General features: G+C 42.3%; 16 protein-coding genes. 15 read left to right on the top strand and 1 reads right to left on the bottom strand.

Annotated features, from left to right (window positions below; translation table 11 throughout):
* Window positions 1-4: 4 nt before the first annotated feature.
* From gatC to htpG, 7 genes are all read left to right on the top strand, one after another.
* Complete coding sequence (gene gatC, locus DWY31_RS02710) at window positions 5-298, top strand: Asp-tRNA(Asn)/Glu-tRNA(Gln) amidotransferase subunit GatC (protein ID WP_117536774.1); 294 nt, start codon at window positions 5-7, stop codon at window positions 296-298.
* Window positions 299-333: 35 nt separating this feature from the next.
* The gene (gatA, locus tag DWY31_RS02705; RefSeq protein ID WP_117536773.1) at window positions 334-1803 is read left to right on the top strand and encodes an Asp-tRNA(Asn)/Glu-tRNA(Gln) amidotransferase subunit GatA; all 1470 of its coding nucleotides are present in this window, start codon (window positions 334-336) and stop codon (window positions 1801-1803) included.
* A 2-nt stretch (window positions 1804-1805) separates the two neighbouring features.
* Complete coding sequence (gene gatB, locus DWY31_RS02700; protein ID WP_118519470.1) at window positions 1806-3236, top strand: Asp-tRNA(Asn)/Glu-tRNA(Gln) amidotransferase subunit GatB; 1431 nt, start codon at window positions 1806-1808, stop codon at window positions 3234-3236.
* A gap of 118 nt (window positions 3237-3354) precedes the next feature.
* Window positions 3355-4767 (top strand): amidophosphoribosyltransferase, encoded by a 1413-nt coding sequence (locus tag DWY31_RS02695; protein ID WP_118519469.1) that lies wholly within the window; start codon window positions 3355-3357, stop codon window positions 4765-4767.
* 135 nt (window positions 4768-4902) lie between these two features.
* Window positions 4903-5607, top strand: coding sequence for an ABC transporter ATP-binding protein (locus tag DWY31_RS02690; RefSeq protein WP_118519468.1), 705 nt, complete (start codon window positions 4903-4905; stop codon window positions 5605-5607).
* A gap of 6 nt (window positions 5608-5613) precedes the next feature.
* A complete protein-coding gene (locus DWY31_RS02685; RefSeq protein WP_118519467.1) occupies window positions 5614-8727 on the top strand; it encodes an ABC transporter permease in 3114 nt (1037 codons plus the stop codon).
* 174 nt (window positions 8728-8901) lie between these two features.
* Window positions 8902-10956: a molecular chaperone HtpG gene (gene htpG, locus DWY31_RS02680; protein ID WP_021860845.1), complete on the top strand. Its 2055-nt coding sequence runs from the start codon at window positions 8902-8904 to the stop codon at window positions 10954-10956.
* 177 nt (window positions 10957-11133) lie between these two features.
* Here htpG and DWY31_RS02675 read toward each other — a convergent pair whose 3' ends face one another.
* Complete coding sequence (locus DWY31_RS02675) at window positions 11134-11619, bottom strand: DUF5721 family protein (RefSeq protein ID WP_118519466.1); 486 nt, start codon at window positions 11617-11619, stop codon at window positions 11134-11136.
* 154 nt (window positions 11620-11773) lie between these two features.
* On the opposite strand from DWY31_RS02675, the gene DWY31_RS02670 reads away from it, so the two are divergent.
* From DWY31_RS02670 to DWY31_RS02635, 8 genes are all read left to right on the top strand, one after another.
* Window positions 11774-12529, top strand: coding sequence for a pseudouridine synthase (locus DWY31_RS02670; protein ID WP_118519465.1), 756 nt, complete (start codon window positions 11774-11776; stop codon window positions 12527-12529).
* On the top strand, window positions 12492-14444 hold the full coding sequence (gene ligA, locus DWY31_RS02665; protein WP_199671915.1) for an NAD-dependent DNA ligase LigA: 1953 nt from the start codon (window positions 12492-12494) through the stop codon (window positions 14442-14444). Before DWY31_RS02670 ends, ligA begins: the two co-directional genes overlap by 38 nt.
* Before the next feature lie 57 nt (window positions 14445-14501).
* The gene (gene clpX, locus DWY31_RS02660) at window positions 14502-15941 is read left to right on the top strand and encodes an ATP-dependent Clp protease ATP-binding subunit ClpX (RefSeq protein ID WP_021860841.1); all 1440 of its coding nucleotides are present in this window, start codon (window positions 14502-14504) and stop codon (window positions 15939-15941) included.
* A 65-nt stretch (window positions 15942-16006) separates the two neighbouring features.
* Window positions 16007-17359 (top strand): sodium:proton antiporter, encoded by a 1353-nt coding sequence (locus DWY31_RS02655; protein ID WP_118519463.1) that lies wholly within the window; start codon window positions 16007-16009, stop codon window positions 17357-17359.
* Between the two features lie 12 nt (window positions 17360-17371).
* Entirely contained in the window at window positions 17372-18406 is a 1035-nt protein-coding gene (locus DWY31_RS02650; RefSeq protein ID WP_117536766.1) for a cytidylate kinase-like family protein, read from the top strand.
* Window positions 18407-18498: 92 nt separating this feature from the next.
* Complete coding sequence (locus tag DWY31_RS02645) at window positions 18499-20220, top strand: S8 family peptidase (protein WP_118519462.1); 1722 nt, start codon at window positions 18499-18501, stop codon at window positions 20218-20220.
* Window positions 20221-20240: 20 nt separating this feature from the next.
* Window positions 20241-20531: a hypothetical protein gene (locus DWY31_RS02640; protein ID WP_118288214.1), complete on the top strand. Its 291-nt coding sequence runs from the start codon at window positions 20241-20243 to the stop codon at window positions 20529-20531.
* Window positions 20531-20992: a signal peptidase II gene (locus DWY31_RS02635; protein ID WP_118519461.1), complete on the top strand. Its 462-nt coding sequence runs from the start codon at window positions 20531-20533 to the stop codon at window positions 20990-20992. The genes DWY31_RS02640 and DWY31_RS02635 overlap by 1 nt, the downstream gene beginning before the upstream one ends.
* The last annotated feature ends 86 nt before the right edge of the window (window positions 20993-21078 follow it).

Raw genomic sequence — 21078 nt, 5'->3', positions numbered from 1 at the left:
AATTATGGCAAATCAGATCACAGATGAGACAATCGAATATGTCGGAATACTGGCAAAGCTGGAATTAAGCGATGCAGAGAAGGAAGAAGCAAAAAAAGATATGGAAAAAATGCTGGATTACATTGATACATTAAATGAGCTGGATACAGACGGAGTAGAACCGATGTCCCATGTATTTCCGGTGCATAACGTATTCCGTGAGGATGTTGTGACAAATGGTGACGGAAGCGCAGATACGCTTGCCAATGCACCACTTGCAAAAGACCAGAGCTTTAAAGTACCAAAGACAATCGGATAGTTTTCTGAAAAGAAAAAAGAGAGGAGAACGAAGGCATGGATATCACAAGTATGACAGCCGTTGAGATCGGAAAGAAAATAAAAGCAAAAGAAATAACAGTGGCAGATGCAGTAGAAGCAGCCATTGCACAGATAGAACGCGTGGAAGAGAATGTACATAGTTTTGTGCGGATTGATAAAGAAGGTGCAAGAAAACGTGCAGAAGAAGTACAGAAAATGATTAATGACGGTACACTTACCGGACCATTAGCCGGTGTTCCGGTGGCGATCAAAGATAATTTATGTACGAAGGGTGTGGAGACGACCTGCAGCTCTAAGATTCTGGAAGGTTTCAAACCAACCTTTACAGCGGAAGCAGTTGTAAATCTGGAAAAAGCAGGAGCTGTAATCCTTGGAAAGACAAATATGGATGAATTTGCCATGGGAAGTACGACAGAGACTTCTTATTATGGAGAAACAAAGAATCCATGGAATCTGGAACATGTTCCGGGCGGTTCATCAGGAGGTTCCTGTGCGGCAGTTGCGGCAGGAGAATGTGCATATGCACTTGGATCTGATACAGGAGGTTCCATCCGTCAGCCAAGTTCTTTCTGTGGAGTTGTTGGAATCAAGCCAACCTATGGAACGGTATCCCGTTATGGACTGATCGCATATGGCTCTTCGCTGGATCAAATCGGACCGATCGCAAAAGACGTCACAGACTGTGCGACAATTCTGGAGACCATTGCCTCTCATGACAGCAAAGATAGTACTTCTATTGCAAGAGAATCGTATGATTTCACAGAAGGACTGGTTGCTGAGGTAAAAGGAATGAAGATTGGCGTGCCGAGAGATTATTTCACAGAAGGTCTGGATCCGGAAGTCAAAGAACAGATTTTAAAAGCGGTCAAAGTGCTGGAAGAAAAAGGTGCGGTTGTGGAAGAATTTGACTTAAGCCTTGTACAGTATGCGATTCCGGCTTATTACGTCATTGCATCTGCAGAAGCAAGCTCGAACTTATCCCGGTTTGATGGTGTGAAATACGGATACCGTACTTCGGAATATGAAGGACTTCACAATATGTATAAAAAGACAAGATCCGAAGGCTTCGGACCGGAAGTAAAACGCAGAATTATGCTTGGATCATTTGTATTAAGTTCCGGATATTATGATGCTTATTATTTGAAAGCACTCCGGACAAAGGCGCTGATCAAAAAAGCATTTGACAAAGCATTTGCATCTTATGATGCGATCATTGCACCGGCAGCACCGACAACAGCACCGAAACTTGGAGAGAGCCTAAGTGATCCTTTGAAAATGTATCTGGGAGATATTTACACGATCGCAGTCAATCTGGCAGGACTTCCGGGAATTACGATTCCGGTCGGAAAAGATTCAAAAGGCCTTCCGGTTGGTATGCAGATCATCGGGGACTGCTTCCAGGAGAAGAAAATCATCCGTGCAGCCTATACATTTGAACAGACAAAATCATATGAGGCACCGGAACTTGCGAAAGGAGACAGATAGAGATGGCAAAACAATATGAAACAGTCATTGGACTGGAGGTTCACGTAGAACTTGCAACGAAAACAAAAATCTTCTGCTCCTGCAGTACACAGTTCGGAGGAGCACCAAATACACATACCTGTCCGGTCTGCACCGGTATGCCGGGATCTCTTCCGGTTCTGAATAAGCAGGTTGTTGAATATGCAATGGCAATCGGACTTGCAACAAACTGTGATATTACCCAGGTATGCAAATTTGACCGCAAAAATTATTTTTACCCGGACAACCCACAGAACTATCAGATTTCCCAGCTGTATCTTCCAATTGCAAGAAATGGATATGTAGAGATCGAAGTGGCAGGACAGAAGAAAAAAGTCCGTATCCATGAAATGCATATGGAGGAAGATGCCGGAAAACTGATCCACGATGAATGGGATGACACGTCACTGGTTGACTACAACCGAAGTGGCGTACCACTTGTGGAAATCGTATCGGAACCGGATATGCGCTCAGCGGATGAAGTGATTGCTTATCTGGAAAAACTGCGTACCATTGTACAGTATCTTGGCGCATCTGACTGTAAATTACAGGAAGGATCCATGAGAGCGGACGTCAACTTATCGGTGCGGGAAGTTGGTGCAGCAGAATTTGGCACAAGAACAGAGATGAAGAACCTGAACTCTTTTAAAGCTATCGCAAGAGCTATTGAAGGAGAAAGAGAGCGCCAGATTGAACTGATCGAAGAAGGGAAACAGGTTGTGCAGGAAACAAGAAGATGGGATGACAACAAAGAATCATCGCATGCTATGCGTTCAAAAGAGGATGCACAGGATTACCGCTATTTCCCGGAACCGGATCTTGTGCCGATCATTATCAGTGATGAATGGATTCAGAAAGTAAAAGACCGGCAGCCGGAACTTCGTTCTGAAAAGCTGGAGCGATATAAAAAAGAATATGATATTCCGCAGTATGATGCGGAGATTCTGACAAACTCCAAACATATGGCAGATATCTTTGAAGAGGCAGCAGCTATCTGTGGAAAACCGAAGAAAGTTTCCAACTGGCTGATGGTAGAGACGATGCGTCTTCTGAAAGAAAATGGAATGGAACCGGAAGACATTGATTTTGCACCAGAGAATCTTGCGGCTTTAGTAGAACTGACAGAAGCAGGAACGATCAACAGTTCAGTTGCAAAAGAAGTATTTGAGAAAATTTTTGCAGAGGACATAGATCCGAAAGCTTATGTAGAGGAGCACGGGCTGAAAACTGTAAATGATGATGGAGCATTGGAAGAAGTGTTAAAGAAAGTGATTGCAGACAATCCGCAGGCAGTAGCTGATTATCAGGGAGGCAAGAAAAAAGCGCTTGGAGCACTGGTCGGACAGACGATGCAAACGATGAAAGGAAAAGCGGATCCGTTAGCAATTAATAAGAAACTGCAGGAAATGTTATAGACAAAATCTTTACAGCATATTTCCTTTTGTGCTAGAATTGTATGATAACGGAGTAATTCGTGGTAAAAAGACAAAAAATTAACAAAAAAGAGATCATTACAGGCAAAAGGAGAAGGCTATGGGAGGATTTTTTGGAGTTGCATCAAAGCAGGATTGTGTGCTGGAGTTATTTTATGGAGTAGACTATCATTCTCATCTGGGAACAAGAAGAGGTGGAATGGCTACTTTTGGAGAAGACGGATTTTACCGTTCTATTCATAATATTGAAAATTCACCGTTCCGTACAAAATTTGACAGAGATGTCGGAGAGATGAAGGGAACACTTGGAATTGGCTGTATTTCGGATTTTGAACCGCAGCCATTACTGATCCAGTCAAAATTAGGAAGCTTTGCGATTACAACAGTTGGAAAGATTAACAATTATGAAGAGCTTTTAAATGAGTTGTATGAGAGTGCACATTCCCATTTCCATGAGATGACAAATGGACAGGTGAATGCGACGGAACTGGTTGCGGCGCTAATCTGTGAGAAAGAGACAATTCTGGAAGGTATCCAGTATGTGCAGGAACGCGTAGATGGTTCGATGACGCTGCTTCTGATGACAGAGAAAGGAATTTATGCAGCGAGAGACCGCTATGGAAGAACACCTCTGGTAGTTGGAGCAAAAGACGATGCGTATTGTGTTTCGTTCGAAAGTCATGCCTATATTAACCTTGGATATAAGGATTATAAAGAATTAGGTCCGGGAGAAATTGTTTTTGTTACCGCAAGTGGCGTGGAGACATTGAAAGCGCCGGGAAAAGATATGAAGATCTGTTCTTTCCTCTGGGTATATTATGGATATCCGACATCTGCATACGAAGGTGTGAATGTAGAAGAGATGCGTTATAAATGTGGAAGTATGCTTGCAAAACGTGATGGGGATTCGGTACATCCGGATATTGTTGCAGGAGTTCCGGATTCCGGAATTGCACATGCGATCGGATATGCCAATGAATCCGGTATCCCATATGCAAGACCATTTATCAAATATACACCGACATGGCCGCGTTCTTTCATGCCGACGAATCAGAGTCAGAGAAATCTGATCGCGAGAATGAAACTGATTCCGGTCCATGCATTAATTGAAGGAAAGAAGTTGCTTCTGATCGATGATTCCATTGTAAGAGGAACACAGCTTCGAGAAACAACAGAGTTTCTTTATAAAAGCGGAGCGAAGGAAGTGCATGTCCGTCCGGCATGTCCACCATTGTTATATGGATGTAAATATCTGAACTTCTCCAGATCAAAATCAGAGATGGAACTGATCACAAGACGTGTGATCCGTGAAAGAGAAGGAGATGACTGTCCACAGGAGATCCTGGATGAATATGCAGATCCGACAACAGAGCGTTATGTACAGATGATCGAAGATATCCGCAAGCTGCAGAATTTTACATCCCTGCGCTATCACAGACTGGACGATCTTCTTGATTCAATTGGAATTGATCCGTGCAAGATTTGTACATATTGTTTTAACGGAAAAGAATAAAGGAAGATACAATAAAATCCCCAGATAGCAAAATCTGTTATCCGGGGATTTTATTATTGTATATTGATTGCTAATCCTGGACGCTCTGTCTGGAATCAGTTATAATTAATGTATAAATTACCGCGGAGGTGTATGATGTCTGCATTTGTTACATTAGAAGATGTAAAGAAAAGTTATCATATGGGAGAAGTGGAAATCCTTGCGGCAGCAGGGATGGATTTTACAATTGAAAAAGGAGAATTTGCAGTGGTTGTAGGTCCCAGTGGAGCGGGCAAGACAACCGTGCTTAATATCCTTGGAGGCATGGATACAGCGACTTCCGGCAATGTTTGGGTGGATGGTGAGAATATTGCCACTTATAGGGCAAAGAAACTGACGGCATACCGGAGAGATGATATCGGTTTTGTATTTCAGTTTTATAATCTGATTCCGAATCTGACAGCACTGGAGAATGTAGAGCTGGCGCTTCAGATCTGTAAAAATCCGATGGATGCCAGAGAAGTGCTGGAAGAAGTCGGACTAGGAGAACGGACAGACAATTTCCCGGCGCAGTTATCCGGTGGAGAACAGCAGCGTGTATCCATTGCAAGAGCACTTGCAAAGAATCCAAAACTGCTGCTTTGTGATGAACCGACGGGAGCGCTGGACTACAATACAGGTAAATCTATTTTAAAATTATTACAGGATACCTGCCGGAAAAAAGGCATGACAGTGATCCTGATCACGCACAATCAGGCAATCGCACCGATGGCAGACCGTGTGATCAAGATCAAGAACGGAAAAGTTGCAGAGATTGTGGAAAACAAGAATCCGGTATCCGTAGATACGATAGAGTGGTAGAAGAGTATGAAAGTAACGCACAAAGATTTTCTAATGGAATTAAAGAAAAGCCCGGGAAGATTCCTTTCTATGCTGTTTATCGTAGCATTGGGAGTTGCTTTTTTCTCCGGTATCCGTGCATCGGAACCGTCCATGCGTGTGACCGGGGATGCTTATTTTGACGGTGCAGATCTGATGGATGTGAAAGCAGTCAGTACACTTGGAATTACCAGGGAAGACATACAGGCATTTAACGAGACAGATACGATAGAAAAGGCAGAGGGCGCATACAGTGCAGATGTACTGAGCGATACAAAAGATGACCAGTTTGTACTGCATATGATGACGCTTCCAAAGAATATGAACAAAGTGACTGTATCTAAGGGGCGTATGCCAGAGAAGGCAGGAGAATGTCTGGCGGATGAAGAGATGGATTACAAGATCGGCGACCGTATTGTTGTAAAGTCCGGGACGGATGATCCGCTTTCGGATACATTAACGACAGATACGTATACGGTAGTTGGAATTGGTAACAGCCCGTGCTATATTTCTTTTAACCGTGGCAGTACAACGATCGGCAAAGGAACGATAGATGGATTTCTCGTAGTAAGCGAGGATACCTTTGCGCTGGATACTTATACAGAGGCGTGTATGCAGGTAAAGGGAACAAAAACACTGACTGCTTATACGGATGCATATGAGAAAAAAGTGGAAAAAGCAACGGATCAAATCGAAACATTGGGAAAAAAACGCGGCAGAATCCGAAGGCAGGAATTAGTTGATGAAGCAAATGATAAGATTGCAAAAGCAGAGAAGAAGTTAGAAAAAGGCAAAAAGACGTCCGGTGAAAAATTAAAAAAAGCGGAAAAGAAGATCAAAGACGGAGAAAAGAAACTTTCGGCTGGAAAGAAAGAATTAGCGGATGGCAGACAGAAACTTGTCAATGCCAGGAAAACACTGAAAGCAAAAGAAAAAGAACTGGATCAGGGAGAAAAAGAATACCGCGCAGGGAAAGCACAGTTAAGAGCCGGCAGACAGAAATTAAAAAAAGGCTGGAGTGAATATCGCACAAATGAAGCGCAGTATGAGCAGATGTCAGCCCAGATGGCGGGGATAGAAGCGGCGACATCACAGCTTGCCGAGGCAAAAGCCAAGTTGGAAGCCGGAAAAAAGGAACTTGAGGCGTCCGAAGCAAAACTTACTGCAAGTGAGAGAAAACTTGCAAAAGCAAAATCGAAGCTTAAGTCCGGACGAAAGCAGATAAAGAATGCTTACAGGGAAATTTCGGAACAGGAAAAGAAGCTTACAAAAGGAGAGCAGGAGTTTACTGAGAGTGAAAAGAAATTAGAAAAAGCGAAAGCCAGCTACAAAAAAGGTAAAAAAGAAGCACAGGAGAAGATCAAAAAAGCAGAGAAAAAAATATCCGATGCGAAAAAGAAGGTTGCGGATATCCCAAAAGCAAAATGGTATATCGCAGACCGGAATGACTTGCCGGAGTATACAAGCTATGGTGAGAATGCGGATCGGATGCGAGCAATCGGAAAAGTCTTCCCGGTGATTTTTTTCCTCGTAGCAGCGCTTATTAGTCTGACCAGTATGACGCGAATGGTAGAAGAACAGAGAACACAGATCGGAACGATGAAAGCGCTTGGATATGGAAAAGCAGCAATTGCGTCAAAATATATCGGCTATGCATTGCTTGCTTCGGCGATTGGAAGCGTTATGGGATTTTTGATCGGTGAAAAGATCTTCCCGTTTATTATCATATATGCATACGGAATTATGTATTTACATATACCGGAGATCCTGATTCCGTATCACTGGGGCTATGCAGCGTTTGCTTCAGGTGTGGCAGTAGCATGCACATTGCTTGCAACGATAGAAGCCTGCTACCGGGAGCTGGGAGGAACACCGGCTGTGCTGATGCGCCCGCCGGCACCGAAGATTGGAAGAAGAGTCGTCCTGGAACGAATTGGATTTCTATGGAAACATTTAAGTTTTACTTGGAAGTCTACCATCCGTAATCTGATGCGGTATAAGAAACGTTTTTTCATGACAATATTTGGAATTGGCGGCTGTATGGCATTGATGCTCGTCGGATTTGGACTCCGGGATTCCATCTTCGAGATTGCCGACTTACAGTACAGCGAGATTCAGTATTACGATGGAAGTGTCTATTTAAAAGAGAATCTGACGGAAAAAGAAATCGATAATCTGGATGATTTCCTTACAAAAGACTCGGATGTGATTCGTCATATGAAAGCGAAGATGCAGTCCGTAACACTTGCAAAAGGAAAGAAAAAGCGGGCGACATATGAGTGCGTGTTTGGTGAGCCGGAAGATGTCAGAGACTACGTGCATTTCAGAGACAGAAGAAGCCATACGCCTTATAAGCTGACAGACGATGGAGCAATTATCAGTGAGAAGACGGCGAAGCTTTTAAATGCGAAAGCCGGCGATACGATCCGGATTAAGGACGAGGAAAATGGAGATAAAAAAGTAAAGATCCTAAAAATCTGTGAGAATTACATGGGGCATTATCTCTATCTGACACCTGCCTGCTATGAGAAGATCTATGGCGAGAAGCCGGAGTATAACTGTTTCTTATTTACAATCCGTGATGGATATTCCCAGAAACAGAAGGAAGATGCAGGAAAGAAGATACTGGCAAGGAAAGAAGTGTTAAATGTCAGTTATATGCATGAGATCAGAGAACAGCTTGATGATATGCTGAAAAGCCTGAATCTTGTTATTGTAGTACTGATTATTTCAGCAGGTATGCTTGCATTTGTCGTACTTTATAATCTGAATAACATTAATATTGCTGAGAGGCAGAGAGAGCTTGCAACACTGAAAGTACTTGGATTTTATGATCAGGAAGTAGGAGCTTATGTGTATCGTGAGAATCTGATCCTGACGCTTATAGGAGCGGGTGTAGGAATTGGGATCGGAAGGATTCTGCATCTGTTTATCATCCAGACAGTAGAAGTGGATGCGGCAATGTTCGGACGCAATATCAATCCGCCGAGTTATCTGTACAGTTTCCTGTTTACGGTACTGTTTTCAATCATTATAAATGGTGTGATGTATTTTAAACTCCGCAAGATTGATATGGTAGAATCACTGAAAAGTGTGGAATAAAGATAAAAGCAGCATAATTTATAAAAACTTTATAAAGTTCAAAGAATTATTAGCACTCTGTTTAAAAGAGTGCTAATTTTCTGTTGACTTTTGAAAATGAGAGGCTTATTATATCCTTTAGAGAAGAATGGCGGGGAATCCGCATGATAAAAAATAGAAATAGGAGTGATTAAAATGGCAGCAAAAAAAGGTAGTTTATCGATCAGCAGTGAAAATATTTTCCCGATTATTAAAAAATGGGTATATTCCGATCATGATATTTTCGTTCGTGAGATGGTATCCAATGGGTGCGATGCGATCACAAAATTAAAAAAACTGGATATGATGGGAGAGTATCAGCTTCCGGATGGATATAAACCAAAGATTACGGTAGAAGTAAACCCGGAAGAGAAGACTTTGAAATTTACAGATAACGGTGTTGGAATGACAGCTGATGAAGTGGAAGAGTATATTACACAGATTGCATTTTCCGGAGCAACACAGTTTCTTGAGAAGTATAAGGACAAGACAACAGAAGACGATATGATCGGACATTTCGGTCTTGGATTCTATTCTGCATTTATGGTAGCAGACGCAGTGCATATTGATACTTTATCTTATAAAGAAGGCGCAAAACCGGTACATTGGGTAAGCGAAGGCGGCACAGAGTATGAGATGGAAGAGGGAACGAAGACAGAAATCGGTTCCACAATGACACTGTATCTGAACGAGGACAGCCTGGAGTTTGCAAATGAATATCGTGTCAGAGAAGTACTCGAGAAATATTGTTCATTCATGCCGGTAGAGATTTTCCTTTCAAAAGAAGGAGCAGAACCGGAATATGAGACTATCGATGAGGCAGATCTTAAAGAGGATGATGTTGTCGTAGAGCACATTCACGAAGAAGCCAAGATGGAAGAAAAAGAAAATGAGAACGGCGAGAAAGAAATGGTAGAGACAGAGCCGGCAAAAGAGAAAGTCAAGATTGAGAAGCGTCCGGTTTCTTTAAGCGATATACATCCACTGTGGACAAAACATCCAAATGAGTGTTCCGATGAAGATTATCAGGAATTTTACCGCAAAGTATTCCTGGATTACAAAGAGCCACTGTTCTGGATCCATTTGAATATGGATTATCCATTTAACTTGAAAGGTATTCTGTATTTCCCGAGAATCAATACAGAGTATGAATCTGTAGAAGGAACGATCAAGTTGTATAACAATCAGGTATTTATCGCTGATAATATTAAAGAAGTAATTCCAGAATTCCTGATGGTATTAAAAGGAGTTATCGACTGTCCGGATCTGCCGCTTAACGTATCCAGAAGCGCCCTGCAGAATGATGGATTTGTAAATAAGATTTCTGAGTACATTTCCAAGAAAGTTGCAGATAAACTTGCCGGAATGTGTAAGACAAAGAGAGACGAGTATGAGAAATACTGGGACAGCATCAGCCCATTTATCAAATTCGGCTGCTTAAAAGATGAGAAGTTCTGTGACAAGATGAAAGATGCAATCCTGTTCAAGAACCTGGATCACAAATATCTGACGCTGAAAGACTGTATCGAAGAAAATGGCGGAGAAGTCGTAGAGCCGAACGATAAGAAAGAAGAAAATGGTGACGATAACAAAGTCGAAGAGATCAAGACAACCATCTACTATGTAACGGATGAGATCCAGCAGAGTCAGTACATCAACATGTTTAAGAATCAGGGACAGGATGCCGTAATTCTCGGACATAACATTGATTCTCCGTTCATCACACAGTTGGAGCAGAGAAATCCTACGATTCGCTTCCAGAGAATTGATGCAGATGTAACAGATACTGCAAAAGAAGAAGTTGCTGAAGAAGATCAGGAAACATTTAAGAAAACTTCTGACAGCCTGATCGAGATCTTCCGCAAGGAACTTGGAAACGATAAACTGGATGTGAAGATTGCCAAATTAAAAGACGAGAATGTAGCTTCCATGATCACTTTATCTGAGCAGAGCCGTCGTATGCAGGAAATGATGAAGATGTACGGTATGAATGACATGGGCATGGATCTTGGCGGAGAGAGCACTTTAATCCTGAATGCAAATCATCCACTTGTACAGTATGTTGTAGACCATGCAGACAGCGAGAATACAAGTGTGATCTGCAAACAGCTTTATGACTTGGCAATGCTTGCACACAAACCGCTGAATCCAGAAGAAATGACAGCATTTGTCAAGAGAAGCAATGAGATTATGATGTTGCTGACAAAATAATGAATGGTCAGATTTTGAAAGAAAAGTCAATAAAGATAAATAAAAGAAAGTAAAATTAAAGTACCGGGAAAGCAGGAATGTAAGGTGATGTTCTGTTTTCCCGGTACTTTGATGTTGTGATAATTTTTTATTATAATAGTCTGCACAATTCTGTCCTATATTCGCATATTGAGAAGTTTACACCGAAACTGACGTATCGAGATCACTTTCCAGCAAAAAAGAGCGGACATACTGATCCCATGCGTGTTCCAGAGACTTGTCCAGAGTGAAAGTGCGAAGTGAAGTCCCTGTAATGCAGTGAAGATTGGTACCGTCATAATGGAAATTCAGATACAGCCCCTGGATATCCCCGGCAGTGAATCCGGTAAGCTGCTCTTTTTTTAAAAAGGTATCAAAATGGGATGGAGCCAGAGAAAGGACAATCTTGAAATTTAAAGGGGTACGCTGACCGCGGATAATGCGGAAACAATGTTCGCGTACATCTTTCCAACGGGCATGTGCCTCAGTCGGTTGTTCATCAAAAAAGTCTTTCTGTAAAAATCCATCTATTGTAAATCTGTTAAATGTTGTAATATCCGCTTCGATAAAGGAAAATTTGTCGAATGTCTCTTTGAGAAGCAGGTGTGACATAGAGGCTTTCGCCTTGAGAGATAAAGTAATCATAGAAATCTCCTTTCTGAACTTTTATTATAACAAGAAAATGGGAATAATTCATCAAAAAGCATAAGAAATGCTCTCTTTTTTTTTGAATACAAATGTGGTATAATACATGTTTAGATTAGAAATGGTATGCAAAAAATGAACGGGGTATGGGAATATGATCAGACTGAATAAATACCTCAGTGCAGCAGGAATCTGCTCAAGAAGAGAGGCAGACCGGCTCATTGAAAGCGGGCGCGTTACTGTAGACGGAAAACGTGCAGTACCAGGCATGCATGTGTCCGAAAATCAGATTGTAAAAGTCGGTAAGAAGACGGTTCATACGGGCAATGAAAGAATCGTACTTGCAGTGAACAAACCGGTTGGAATTATCTGCACAGAGGACAGACGGACGAAGAATAATATTATCCGTTTTCTGGATTATCCACAACGGATTACTTACGCAGGAAGACTGGACAAAGATTCGGAAGGTCTTCTTATTATGACGAATGACGGAGACCTCATCAACCGTATGATGCGTGCAAGATATGCACATGAGAAAGAATACAAAGTAACAGTGGACAGACCGCTTACAGATGCTTTTATCCGGGAAATGTCGGAAGGCGTGCACATTACAGACAAAGAGAAGAAGCTGGATGCAGTAACAAGACCTTGTAAAGTAACAAAGATTGGGAAATATACATTTTCCATTGTTCTCACACAGGGGCTGAACAGACAGATCCGCAGGATGTGCAGTGCACTTGGATATGAAGTGAAGAAGCTGGTACGTACCAGAATCATGAATATAGAACTGAAAGATCTAAAGACAGGAGCTACTCGAAAATTAACAGATCAGGAGTTAAAAGAACTATATGAGCAGACAGAAACAGGAACGAATGCAGGAGCTGGTAACGATTCTGAACCGCGCAGCTAAAGCTTATTATCAGGATGCGCAGGAGATTATGAGCAATCTGGAATACGACAGGTTGTATGATGAGCTGACAAAGCTGGAAGCGGAATTGGGGATTACTTTATCCGACAGCCCGACCGTGAATGTCGGTTATGAAGTATTGAGTGAACTGCCAAAAGAGCGGCATGAAAGTCCGATGCTTTCGCTTGATAAGACAAAAGAAGTTGAAGATCTGAAACGTTTTGTCGGTGACCAGAAAGCAATGATGTCCTGGAAGATGGACGGGCTGACGATCGTTCTGACATACAGAGACGGTACGCTTTTTAAAGCCGTAACAAGAGGCAATGGGGAAGTCGGAGAAGTTATCACGAACAATGCCCGCGTATTCAAAAATATTCCGCTTAAGATCAGCTATCAGGGCGAACTGATCCTCCGTGGAGAAGCAATTATAGGATATAAGGATTTTGAAAAAATAAATGAAGAGATCGCAGATATCGATGCACGTTACAAAAATCCACGTAATTTGTGCAGTGGTTCTGTAAGACAGTTGAATAACGAGATTACAGCGAAGAGAAACGTCCGGTTTTATGCATTTACATTAGTACAGGCAGATGGTGTGGATTTCCATAATTCCAGAGAGAAACAGATGGATTGGCTGAGAGAACAGGGCTTTGAAGTTGTGGAACACGTCATGGTGACAAGAGATCAAGTAGAAGATGCTGTGGCAGAATTTTCCCGGAAAATCGTGGACAATGATTTCCCATCGGATGGACTGGTACTTGTTTATGACGATATTGCATACGGAAGATCGCTGGGAAGAACAGCGAAGTTCCCACGCGATTCCTATGCATTTAAATGGGCAGATGAGCAGGTGCGCACGAAGCTTCTGGAGATTGAGTGGAGTCCGTCGAGAACAGGACTTATCAATCCGGTGGCAATCTTTGAACCGGTAGAACTGGAGGGCACAACAGTCAGCCGTGCCAGTGTGCACAATATCAGTATTATGGAAGAGCTGGAACTGGGGATTGGCGATGAGATTGAAGTTTACAAAGCGAATATGATCATTCCACAGATCGCAGAGAATCTGACGAGAAGTGGCGTGCGTGATATTCCGGAAGTCTGTCCGGTCTGTGGCGGTAAGACAGAGATCCGCCAGGTGAGCAATGCAAAAGCACTTTATTGTACGAATCCGGAGTGTCAGGCAAAGCATATTAAATCGTTCTCTTTATTTGTAAGCAGGGATGCGTTGAATATTGAGGGATTATCAGAATCCACGCTGGAGAAATTCATAGACAGAGGATATGTAAAGGAATTTGCGGATTTGTTTCATCTGGATCGTTACGAAGAAGAAATCAAAGAAATGGAAGGTTTCGGCGAGAAATCTTTTAATAATCTTAAGGCAAGTGTGGAAAAAGCGAGAGAGACAACACTTCCGCAGGTGTTATATGGTCTTGGAATTGCCAATGTAGGACTGTCCAATGCGAAAGTTATCTGCAAAGAATTTAAAAATGATTTGGATGCCATGCTGCATGCAGATGCGGAACAGTTAAGTGAGATTTCAGGTATCGGAGCTGTGATCGCAGGAACATTTACGGCATATTTCCAGAATCCGGCACATGTAGGACAGCTTAAGAATCTGCTTGGAGAACTGAAAATTCACGCAGAAGAAGGAGAAGCAAAAGAGCAGATCTTTGGAGGCGTTAATTTTGTCATTACAGGCAGTGTTACACATTTTGCAAATCGTAAAGAAGTGAAAGAATTAATCGAAAGTCTCGGAGGAAAAGTAACCGGATCGGTGACTTCCAAGACGAATTATCTTATTAATAATGATATTACATCTACATCGTCGAAGAATAAAAAGGCAAATGAACTGGGAATTCCGATCATCTCAGAAGAGATGTTTCTTGAAATGCTGGAAGGCCGGCAGGCAGGGGAATAACCATATACGATAGGTTGAAACAACAGATACAAATATAGATATAGAAAGGAAGAGACAATGCCAGATCAGAATAATAATAATGAATTTGAAGAACAGAAAGAAGAAGTAGAAAAAGTGGAAACTTCCGGTGTGGAATCTACAAAGGAAGATTCCGACGATGATTATGAGAAAATCTGCTTTATCTGCAGACGTCCGGAAAGTGTAGCAGGAAAGATGATCGAACTGCCGAATCATATCTGTGTGTGCAACGACTGCATGCAGAAGAGTTTTGATGCAATGAACAGCGGACAGATCGACTACAGTCAGCTTATGAACATGCCGGGTGTTCAGGTTATGAACATGGCAGATCTGGAAAATATGATTCCGAAACAGCAGAAAGTGAAGAAGAAAAAAGAAGGTGAAGAGCGTACTCCGCTTGTAGATATCAATAATCTTCCGGCACCACATAAGATTAAAGCCAAGCTGGACGAGTATGTAGTCGGACAGGAGTACGCCAAAAAAGCAATGTCTGTAGCAGTTTACAATCATTACAAACGTGTGGCAACCGATACGATGGATGATATCGAGATCGAGAAATCCAACATGTTGATGATCGGACCTACAGGTTCCGGTAAGACATATCTTGTAAAGACACTGGCACGGATTCTGGATGTGCCGCTTGCAATTACAGATGCAACTTCCCTGACGGAAGCAGGATACATAGGTGATGATATTGAGAGTGTCGTTTCAAAACTGCTTGCAGCAGCGGATAATGATGTGGAAAAGGCAGAGCAGGGAATTATTTTCATTGATGAGATCGATAAGATCGCCAAGAAGAAAAATTCCAGCCAGAGAGATGTCAGCGGTGAGTCTGTGCAGCAGGGAATGTTAAAACTGTTAGAGGGCAGTGACGTGGAAGTTCCGGTTGGTGCAAACAGCAAGAATGCTATGGTGCCACTGACTACGATCAATACAAAGAACATTCTCTTTATCTGTGGAGGAGCTTTCCCGGATCTGGAGAATATTATCAAAGAACGTCTGACAAAACAGTCTTCCATCGGTTTCGGAGCAGATCTGAAAGACCGTTTTAATGGGGATAAAGATCTTCTGTCGAAAGTAACAACAGAAGATTTAAGAAGCTTTGGTATGATTCCGGAGTTTTTAGGACGTCTGCCAATCGTATTTACCTTAAAAGGATTAGATAAAGATATGTATATCAAGATCTTAAAAGAGCCAAAGAATGCGATATTGAAACAATATCAGAAGCTTCTTGCTCTCGATGAGGTGGATCTGGAATTTGATGAAGGTGCACTGGAGGCAATTGCGGAAAAAGCAATGAAAAAGGATACCGGTGCCAGAGCACTCCGTGCGATCATCGAAGAATTTATGCTGGATATCATGTATGAGATTCCAAAAGATGACAGTATCGGGCGCGTTGTCATCACCAAAGCATATATTGAAGGTAACGGAGGACCTGTCATTACATTAAGAGGACAGGATGTACCCCGGTTATCATAAAGAAAGCCGAAGTATTTTCGACGAAAAAAACAACAAAAGGATGAGACAAAAGGAGGAAATGAAAAATGGAAACAATCATCCCAGCATGGCTTTGCATCCCATTTGCAGGACTGCTTCTGTGCATTGCGGTTATGCCGCTTGTGAAAGCTACCTGGTGGGAGAAGAACCAGCCATTGGTTGTAGCTATGTGGTCACTGTTATTTGTGATTCCATATGCAGTGAAGTATGGAGTGGGGGATTCTGTAGAGACCGTATTAGAATGTGTACTCAATGATTACCTTACATTTATTATTCTGCTGTTTGGATTATTCTGTGTAGCAGGAAATATTACACTGGAGGGAGATTTCGCAGGATCACCGAGACTTAATGTCGCGGTACTTGCATTCGGAACACTTCTTTCCAGCTGTATCGGTACGACAGGAGCCAGTATGCTGCTTGTAAGACCGGTACTGAAAATGAACGCATGGAGAAGAAACAAACGCCAGCTTATGGTATTCTTTATCTTTATGGTATCGAATATGGGAGGGTGCTTAACACCAATCGGTGATCCACCGCTTCTGATGGGCTTTATGCGAGGCGTACCATTTTTCTGGAGCTTACATTTATTACCGATACTGTTATTTAATATGGTAATTATATTGAGTATATTTTATTTTATGGACAGACGTGCATACCGGAAAGATATTGCAAGAGGTTTGAAACCGGATATCAGTAAACCGGGAACAGACTTTCAGATTTCCGGACTGCACAATGTTATTTTCCTTGTGATGATCGTTGCAGCCGTCATCTTAAGCGGAACACTTCCGAATATGCCGATGTTCCAGGATGCATCCGGAAATGTACGCGGACTTCACATTTTCCGTGAAGTAACATTAACTTATCCGGCAATCATAGAGATTGTCATTATCTTACTGGCAGCTTATCTGTCCTTTAAGACGACAGACGAGTCGATCCGTACGAAGAACCATTTTACATGGGGAGCAATCCAGGAAGTTGCAGTTCTGTTTGTAGGAATCTTCATTACTATGCAGCCTGCACTGATGCTTCTGAAATCTTACGGACCGAACCTTGGAATTACCAAACCGTTCCAGATGTTCTGGGCAACCGGAGCACTGTCAAGCTTCCTGGATAATACACCGACTTATCTGGTATTCCTGACAACAGCGGGTACGCTTGGATTTACAAAAGGTATGGTAACATCCGTAGGTACGATTTCTGTGAAAATGCTGACTGCAATTTCCTGCGGTGCAGTATTTATGGGAGCAAATACTTACATTGGAAATGCACCGAACTTCATGGTGAAGTCCATTTCTGATGAAAACGGTGTGCGTATGCCATCGTTCTTTGGATATATTATATGGTCACTGTTGTTCTTAGTTCCGGTATTCATTATCGACATGCTGGTATTCTTTATATAGGAGGTGCAGATTATGGAAGAGAATCAGAAGAAATGCTATGAGATTGCAGAACGTATCTATGATCTGGACGTAAAAGTATATGAAAGTGTGGGATCTGCACTTGGACGAACCTTTACGGATGACCGACAGACCTGTGTGGAGAATCTGACCAGATTGATGACGCTGCGTCCACAGGGACATCTGCTTCGAAGTGAGCTGGCACTGATCAGCAACATGGCAAGGACGATCAAAGACGAAGAAGTAAAAGCAGAAGTTATGACGGAATATGATGCGATCTTGAAAGCAGTCGCAGAACTTCCGGACGGCTTTGGAAAAGTAGATATCCTGAATAAAAAACGTGCAAAACTGAATACAGCGCGCACGAAGAAAAAGTTTAAGAAGGGCGATCATCTTGTGATCTGTATCGGAAGAACACAGGGAAGCGCCGGAAATGATATTGGTTTCGCATTGGCAGATGCACTACACATTAATTATTATGATGTAGAGATCCTGCAGGAAGTATTAAAACGTCTGGATGTGACAAATGATGCGAAAGTCAGTGGCGATAAGGATCAGGACGGACTGATTGAAGACAAATATCAGAAAAATTTCGGTGAAGCCAAAGGATTGAAACAGAAATTACATGATTTTAACCGCTATCATGGACTGAATAAGGACGATGCAATTTTCTTTAACCAGAGCGATCTTCTCTGCAAGATGGCAAAAGAAGAAGACTTTGTTGTTATGGGACGCTGTGCGGATGTAATTCTTGCAAATAACCATATCCCACATATCAGTATTTTTATTACGGCGCCATTTGAACAGCGCGTAAAGAGATACATGGAGATCAACAATTTAAGTCTGAAACAGGCTGTTCATGAACTTAAGAAGATGGATAAAAAGCACAGGAAATATTTCCAGTTTTACAGTGGTGTAAAATGGGGAGACGCAGAGAATTACGATATCTGCTTTAACAGTGCAAGTTATGGAATTGAGGATTCGGTAGAGATCATTGAGCGTATGTTGAATAAGATTCCGGGTGTATCATGGAATAAGAAAGAGGCATAACGTTTCAGACTATATGATGTCATAAAAATGACAGGTATAGAAAATGAAAACTGTCTCATATACTTAGAAAAAAGTATATGAGGCAGTTTTTTATGAATAAAATGACATGCCGAGAGAAGATCCTGTCCCAGGATTACTGGGATTTTATACTTCCGGGAGACCGGGGAAAAATGGCAGATAATATACCGGAGAATTCATACTGCAGGCAGCAGATGGATTTTGGCTATGAGAGTGTTTCGGTAGATAAAAGCTTGCTATCCCCACTTAACATAGAAGAATACTGGTATAATTCCATTCCGAACTGTTATACACTTCTGGACAGTACAGGAACAAATAATGATGCATTAAACAGTGCAGGAATCCTGCAGGTGCAGAATTATCCAACACTCCGGCTGATGGGAGAGGGAGTTATGATCGGATTTCTGGATACTGGAATCGACTATCGGAATCCGGTGTTTCAAAATATTGATGGAAGCACCAGAATTGCCGGACTCTGGGATCAGACCATTCAGACAGGCAATGCGCCGAAGGCATTTGATTACGGAAGTGAATATAGAGAAGAAATGTTAAATGAAGCATTGCGTTCGGAAGATCCACTGTCGATTGTTCCAACCACTGATACGAATGGACATGGAACTTATCTTGCAAGCATTGCTGCCGGAAATGCCGATGTAAATACACAGTTTCTTGGGGCGGCGCCGGAAGCAATCTTAGGAATTGTAAAATTAAAAGAAGCGAAGAATTATCTCCGGGATTTTTACTTGATCCGGGAGGATGCCGTCTGTTATCAGGAAAATGATATTATGGCGGGGCTTAAATATCTGAATGACCTTGCTGAAAATGAAGGCCTTCCGCTCGTGCTGTGCATTGCGCTTGGAACGAATTTTGGCGGTCATAATGGAACGACACTATTATCGCGGATTCTGGATCAGTATGCACTTCAATTAAACAGGAGTGTTGTGATTGGTGGTGGAAATGAAGCTGCCATGCGCCATCATTTTTCTTATACAATTTCAGAAAAAATGTCACAGCCAGTCACAGCAGAGATTCGAGTTGGGAGTGGGATCAATGGATTTGTCGCAGAACTCTGGACGAAGCTTCCGATGGTTGTTACGATTGTGCTCATTTCCCCGTCCGGTGAGCGGACGAGGCAGGTGGCGTTCCGGCAGGGCTACCGCTATAATTTTGTATTTACCTTTGAACGGACAGAAGTTATGGTGGAATACAGGCTGTTGCTGGAAAATAACGATTCTCAGCTTCTATTTATGCAATTTAAAAATCCGGTTGCAGGAATCTGGAAAATAGAGATCGAATCCGCGACAGATGCAGGAGGTGAAGTGCATTTGTGGCTTCCGGTGCAGGAGTTTTTAGAAGGAGAAGTGTATTTTCTGGAAGCGAATCCGGATGTCACGCTGACAGAGCCGGGAAGCATAGAAAATGCAATGACAGTGGCGTATTATAACAGTGTGGATAATGCGGTTGATATTAATTCGGGAAGAGGTTATACTAGAAGTAATCTCATAAAGCCGGATTTTACAGCTCCGGGGGTGCGTATTACAGGTGCATCAGGGGAAGACCGGTGGGTTACAAGAAGTGGCTCCAGTGCCGGAACTGCAGTGGCAGCAGGTGCGGCGGCGCTGCTTACCGAATGGATACTGGAACAGCCGGGAGCGAAAGGCGTGAATTCCAGCCAGATCCGCAACATTATCATTCTGGGAGCGGAGAATCTTCCGGAGATGGAGCGACCGAACCGGCAGTGGGGATATGGAAAGATGGATGTCTATCATTCATTGGATACTTTACGAAGACTATAGAAAACGAAGGAGAATGATTTATGGCAGATTTTTTTGAAGATTTAGGAAGAAAGATATCCGATGTTGCAAATGATATTGGAAAGAAGACAGAGGACACGATTGAAATACAGAAACTGAAAAGTGATATGCGCACTCTGCGTCGTGCAAACGACAGAGATCTTATGGATATGGGACGTATGGTTTATGACAAATTTGTACAGGGGGAGATTTCCGACCTTGATTATGTTGCAGTATGTGAATCCATTGAAAAACGTGACGAAGAGATGAAGAAGATTGCAGAGGAGATTCAGCACATCAAAGGAGTTTTATAATGGGAAAGTTTGCAGCCGGTGGTATATTTGCCGGACTTCTTGGAATCGATCAGGCGGTGAAGCAGTATATAGAAGAGAATTATGATGAAGAACGGGAAGAGAAGACGAAGATTCCCGGAGTGCTTCTTAGGAAGTTTTACAACAAAGGGCTGATCTTCAGTAGTTTTGAAAAACATTCGGGACTGCCTCTGAAAGTGTCTTTGATCGGAACAGGAGTTATATTTCTGGCAGATGTGAAGGTATTTCTCTGTAAGGGGAGAAAGCTTTGCAAAGCAGGACTTACGCTTGTAACAGCAGGTGCCATCAGCAATACATATGACCGGATCATGAAAGGTGCAGTTGTGGATTATATTGGCTACGACGGAAAGCATAAGTTGCTTAGAAGCCTGACTGCGAATCTTGCCGATTTCTACGTAGTGATCGGGATTATGCTGGCACAGCTTGGACGTGGAAAGCGATAGGACAATTTCATAGATTTTAAAAGAATGTTATAAAGTACCGTTTTTGATTGTTATTTATAGTAGAACAGTAAAAATGGTACTTTATG

The organism is Dorea sp. AF24-7LB (assembly GCF_003478575.1).
GTDB lineage: Bacteria > Bacillota > Clostridia > Lachnospirales > Lachnospiraceae > Dorea_D > Dorea_D hominis.
This window is presented reverse-complemented; position numbering and strand designations above follow the sequence as displayed.

Coding starts and splice junctions, on each gene's coding strand:
- DWY31_RS02655 (WP_118519463.1), top strand. CDS start 16,007: ATGGAAACAATCATCCCAGCATGGCTTTGCATCCCATTTGCAGGACTG.
- DWY31_RS02670 (WP_118519465.1), top strand. CDS start 11,774: ATGATCAGACTGAATAAATACCTCAGTGCAGCAGGAATCTGCTCAAGA.
- DWY31_RS02640 (WP_118288214.1), top strand. CDS start 20,241: ATGGCAGATTTTTTTGAAGATTTAGGAAGAAAGATATCCGATGTTGCA.
- clpX (WP_021860841.1), top strand. CDS start 14,502: ATGCCAGATCAGAATAATAATAATGAATTTGAAGAACAGAAAGAAGAA.
- DWY31_RS02645 (WP_118519462.1), top strand. CDS start 18,499: ATGAATAAAATGACATGCCGAGAGAAGATCCTGTCCCAGGATTACTGG.
- ligA (WP_199671915.1), top strand. CDS start 12,492: ATGCAGGAGCTGGTAACGATTCTGAACCGCGCAGCTAAAGCTTATTAT.
- gatC (WP_117536774.1), top strand. CDS start 5: ATGGCAAATCAGATCACAGATGAGACAATCGAATATGTCGGAATACTG.
- DWY31_RS02650 (WP_117536766.1), top strand. CDS start 17,372: ATGGAAGAGAATCAGAAGAAATGCTATGAGATTGCAGAACGTATCTAT.
- htpG (WP_021860845.1), top strand. CDS start 8,902: ATGGCAGCAAAAAAAGGTAGTTTATCGATCAGCAGTGAAAATATTTTC.
- DWY31_RS02635 (WP_118519461.1), top strand. CDS start 20,531: ATGGGAAAGTTTGCAGCCGGTGGTATATTTGCCGGACTTCTTGGAATC.
- gatB (WP_118519470.1), top strand. CDS start 1,806: ATGGCAAAACAATATGAAACAGTCATTGGACTGGAGGTTCACGTAGAA.
- DWY31_RS02675 (WP_118519466.1), bottom strand. CDS start 11,619: ATGATTACTTTATCTCTCAAGGCGAAAGCCTCTATGTCACACCTGCTT.
- DWY31_RS02690 (WP_118519468.1), top strand. CDS start 4,903: ATGTCTGCATTTGTTACATTAGAAGATGTAAAGAAAAGTTATCATATG.
- gatA (WP_117536773.1), top strand. CDS start 334: ATGGATATCACAAGTATGACAGCCGTTGAGATCGGAAAGAAAATAAAA.
- DWY31_RS02685 (WP_118519467.1), top strand. CDS start 5,614: ATGAAAGTAACGCACAAAGATTTTCTAATGGAATTAAAGAAAAGCCCG.
- DWY31_RS02695 (WP_118519469.1), top strand. CDS start 3,355: ATGGGAGGATTTTTTGGAGTTGCATCAAAGCAGGATTGTGTGCTGGAG.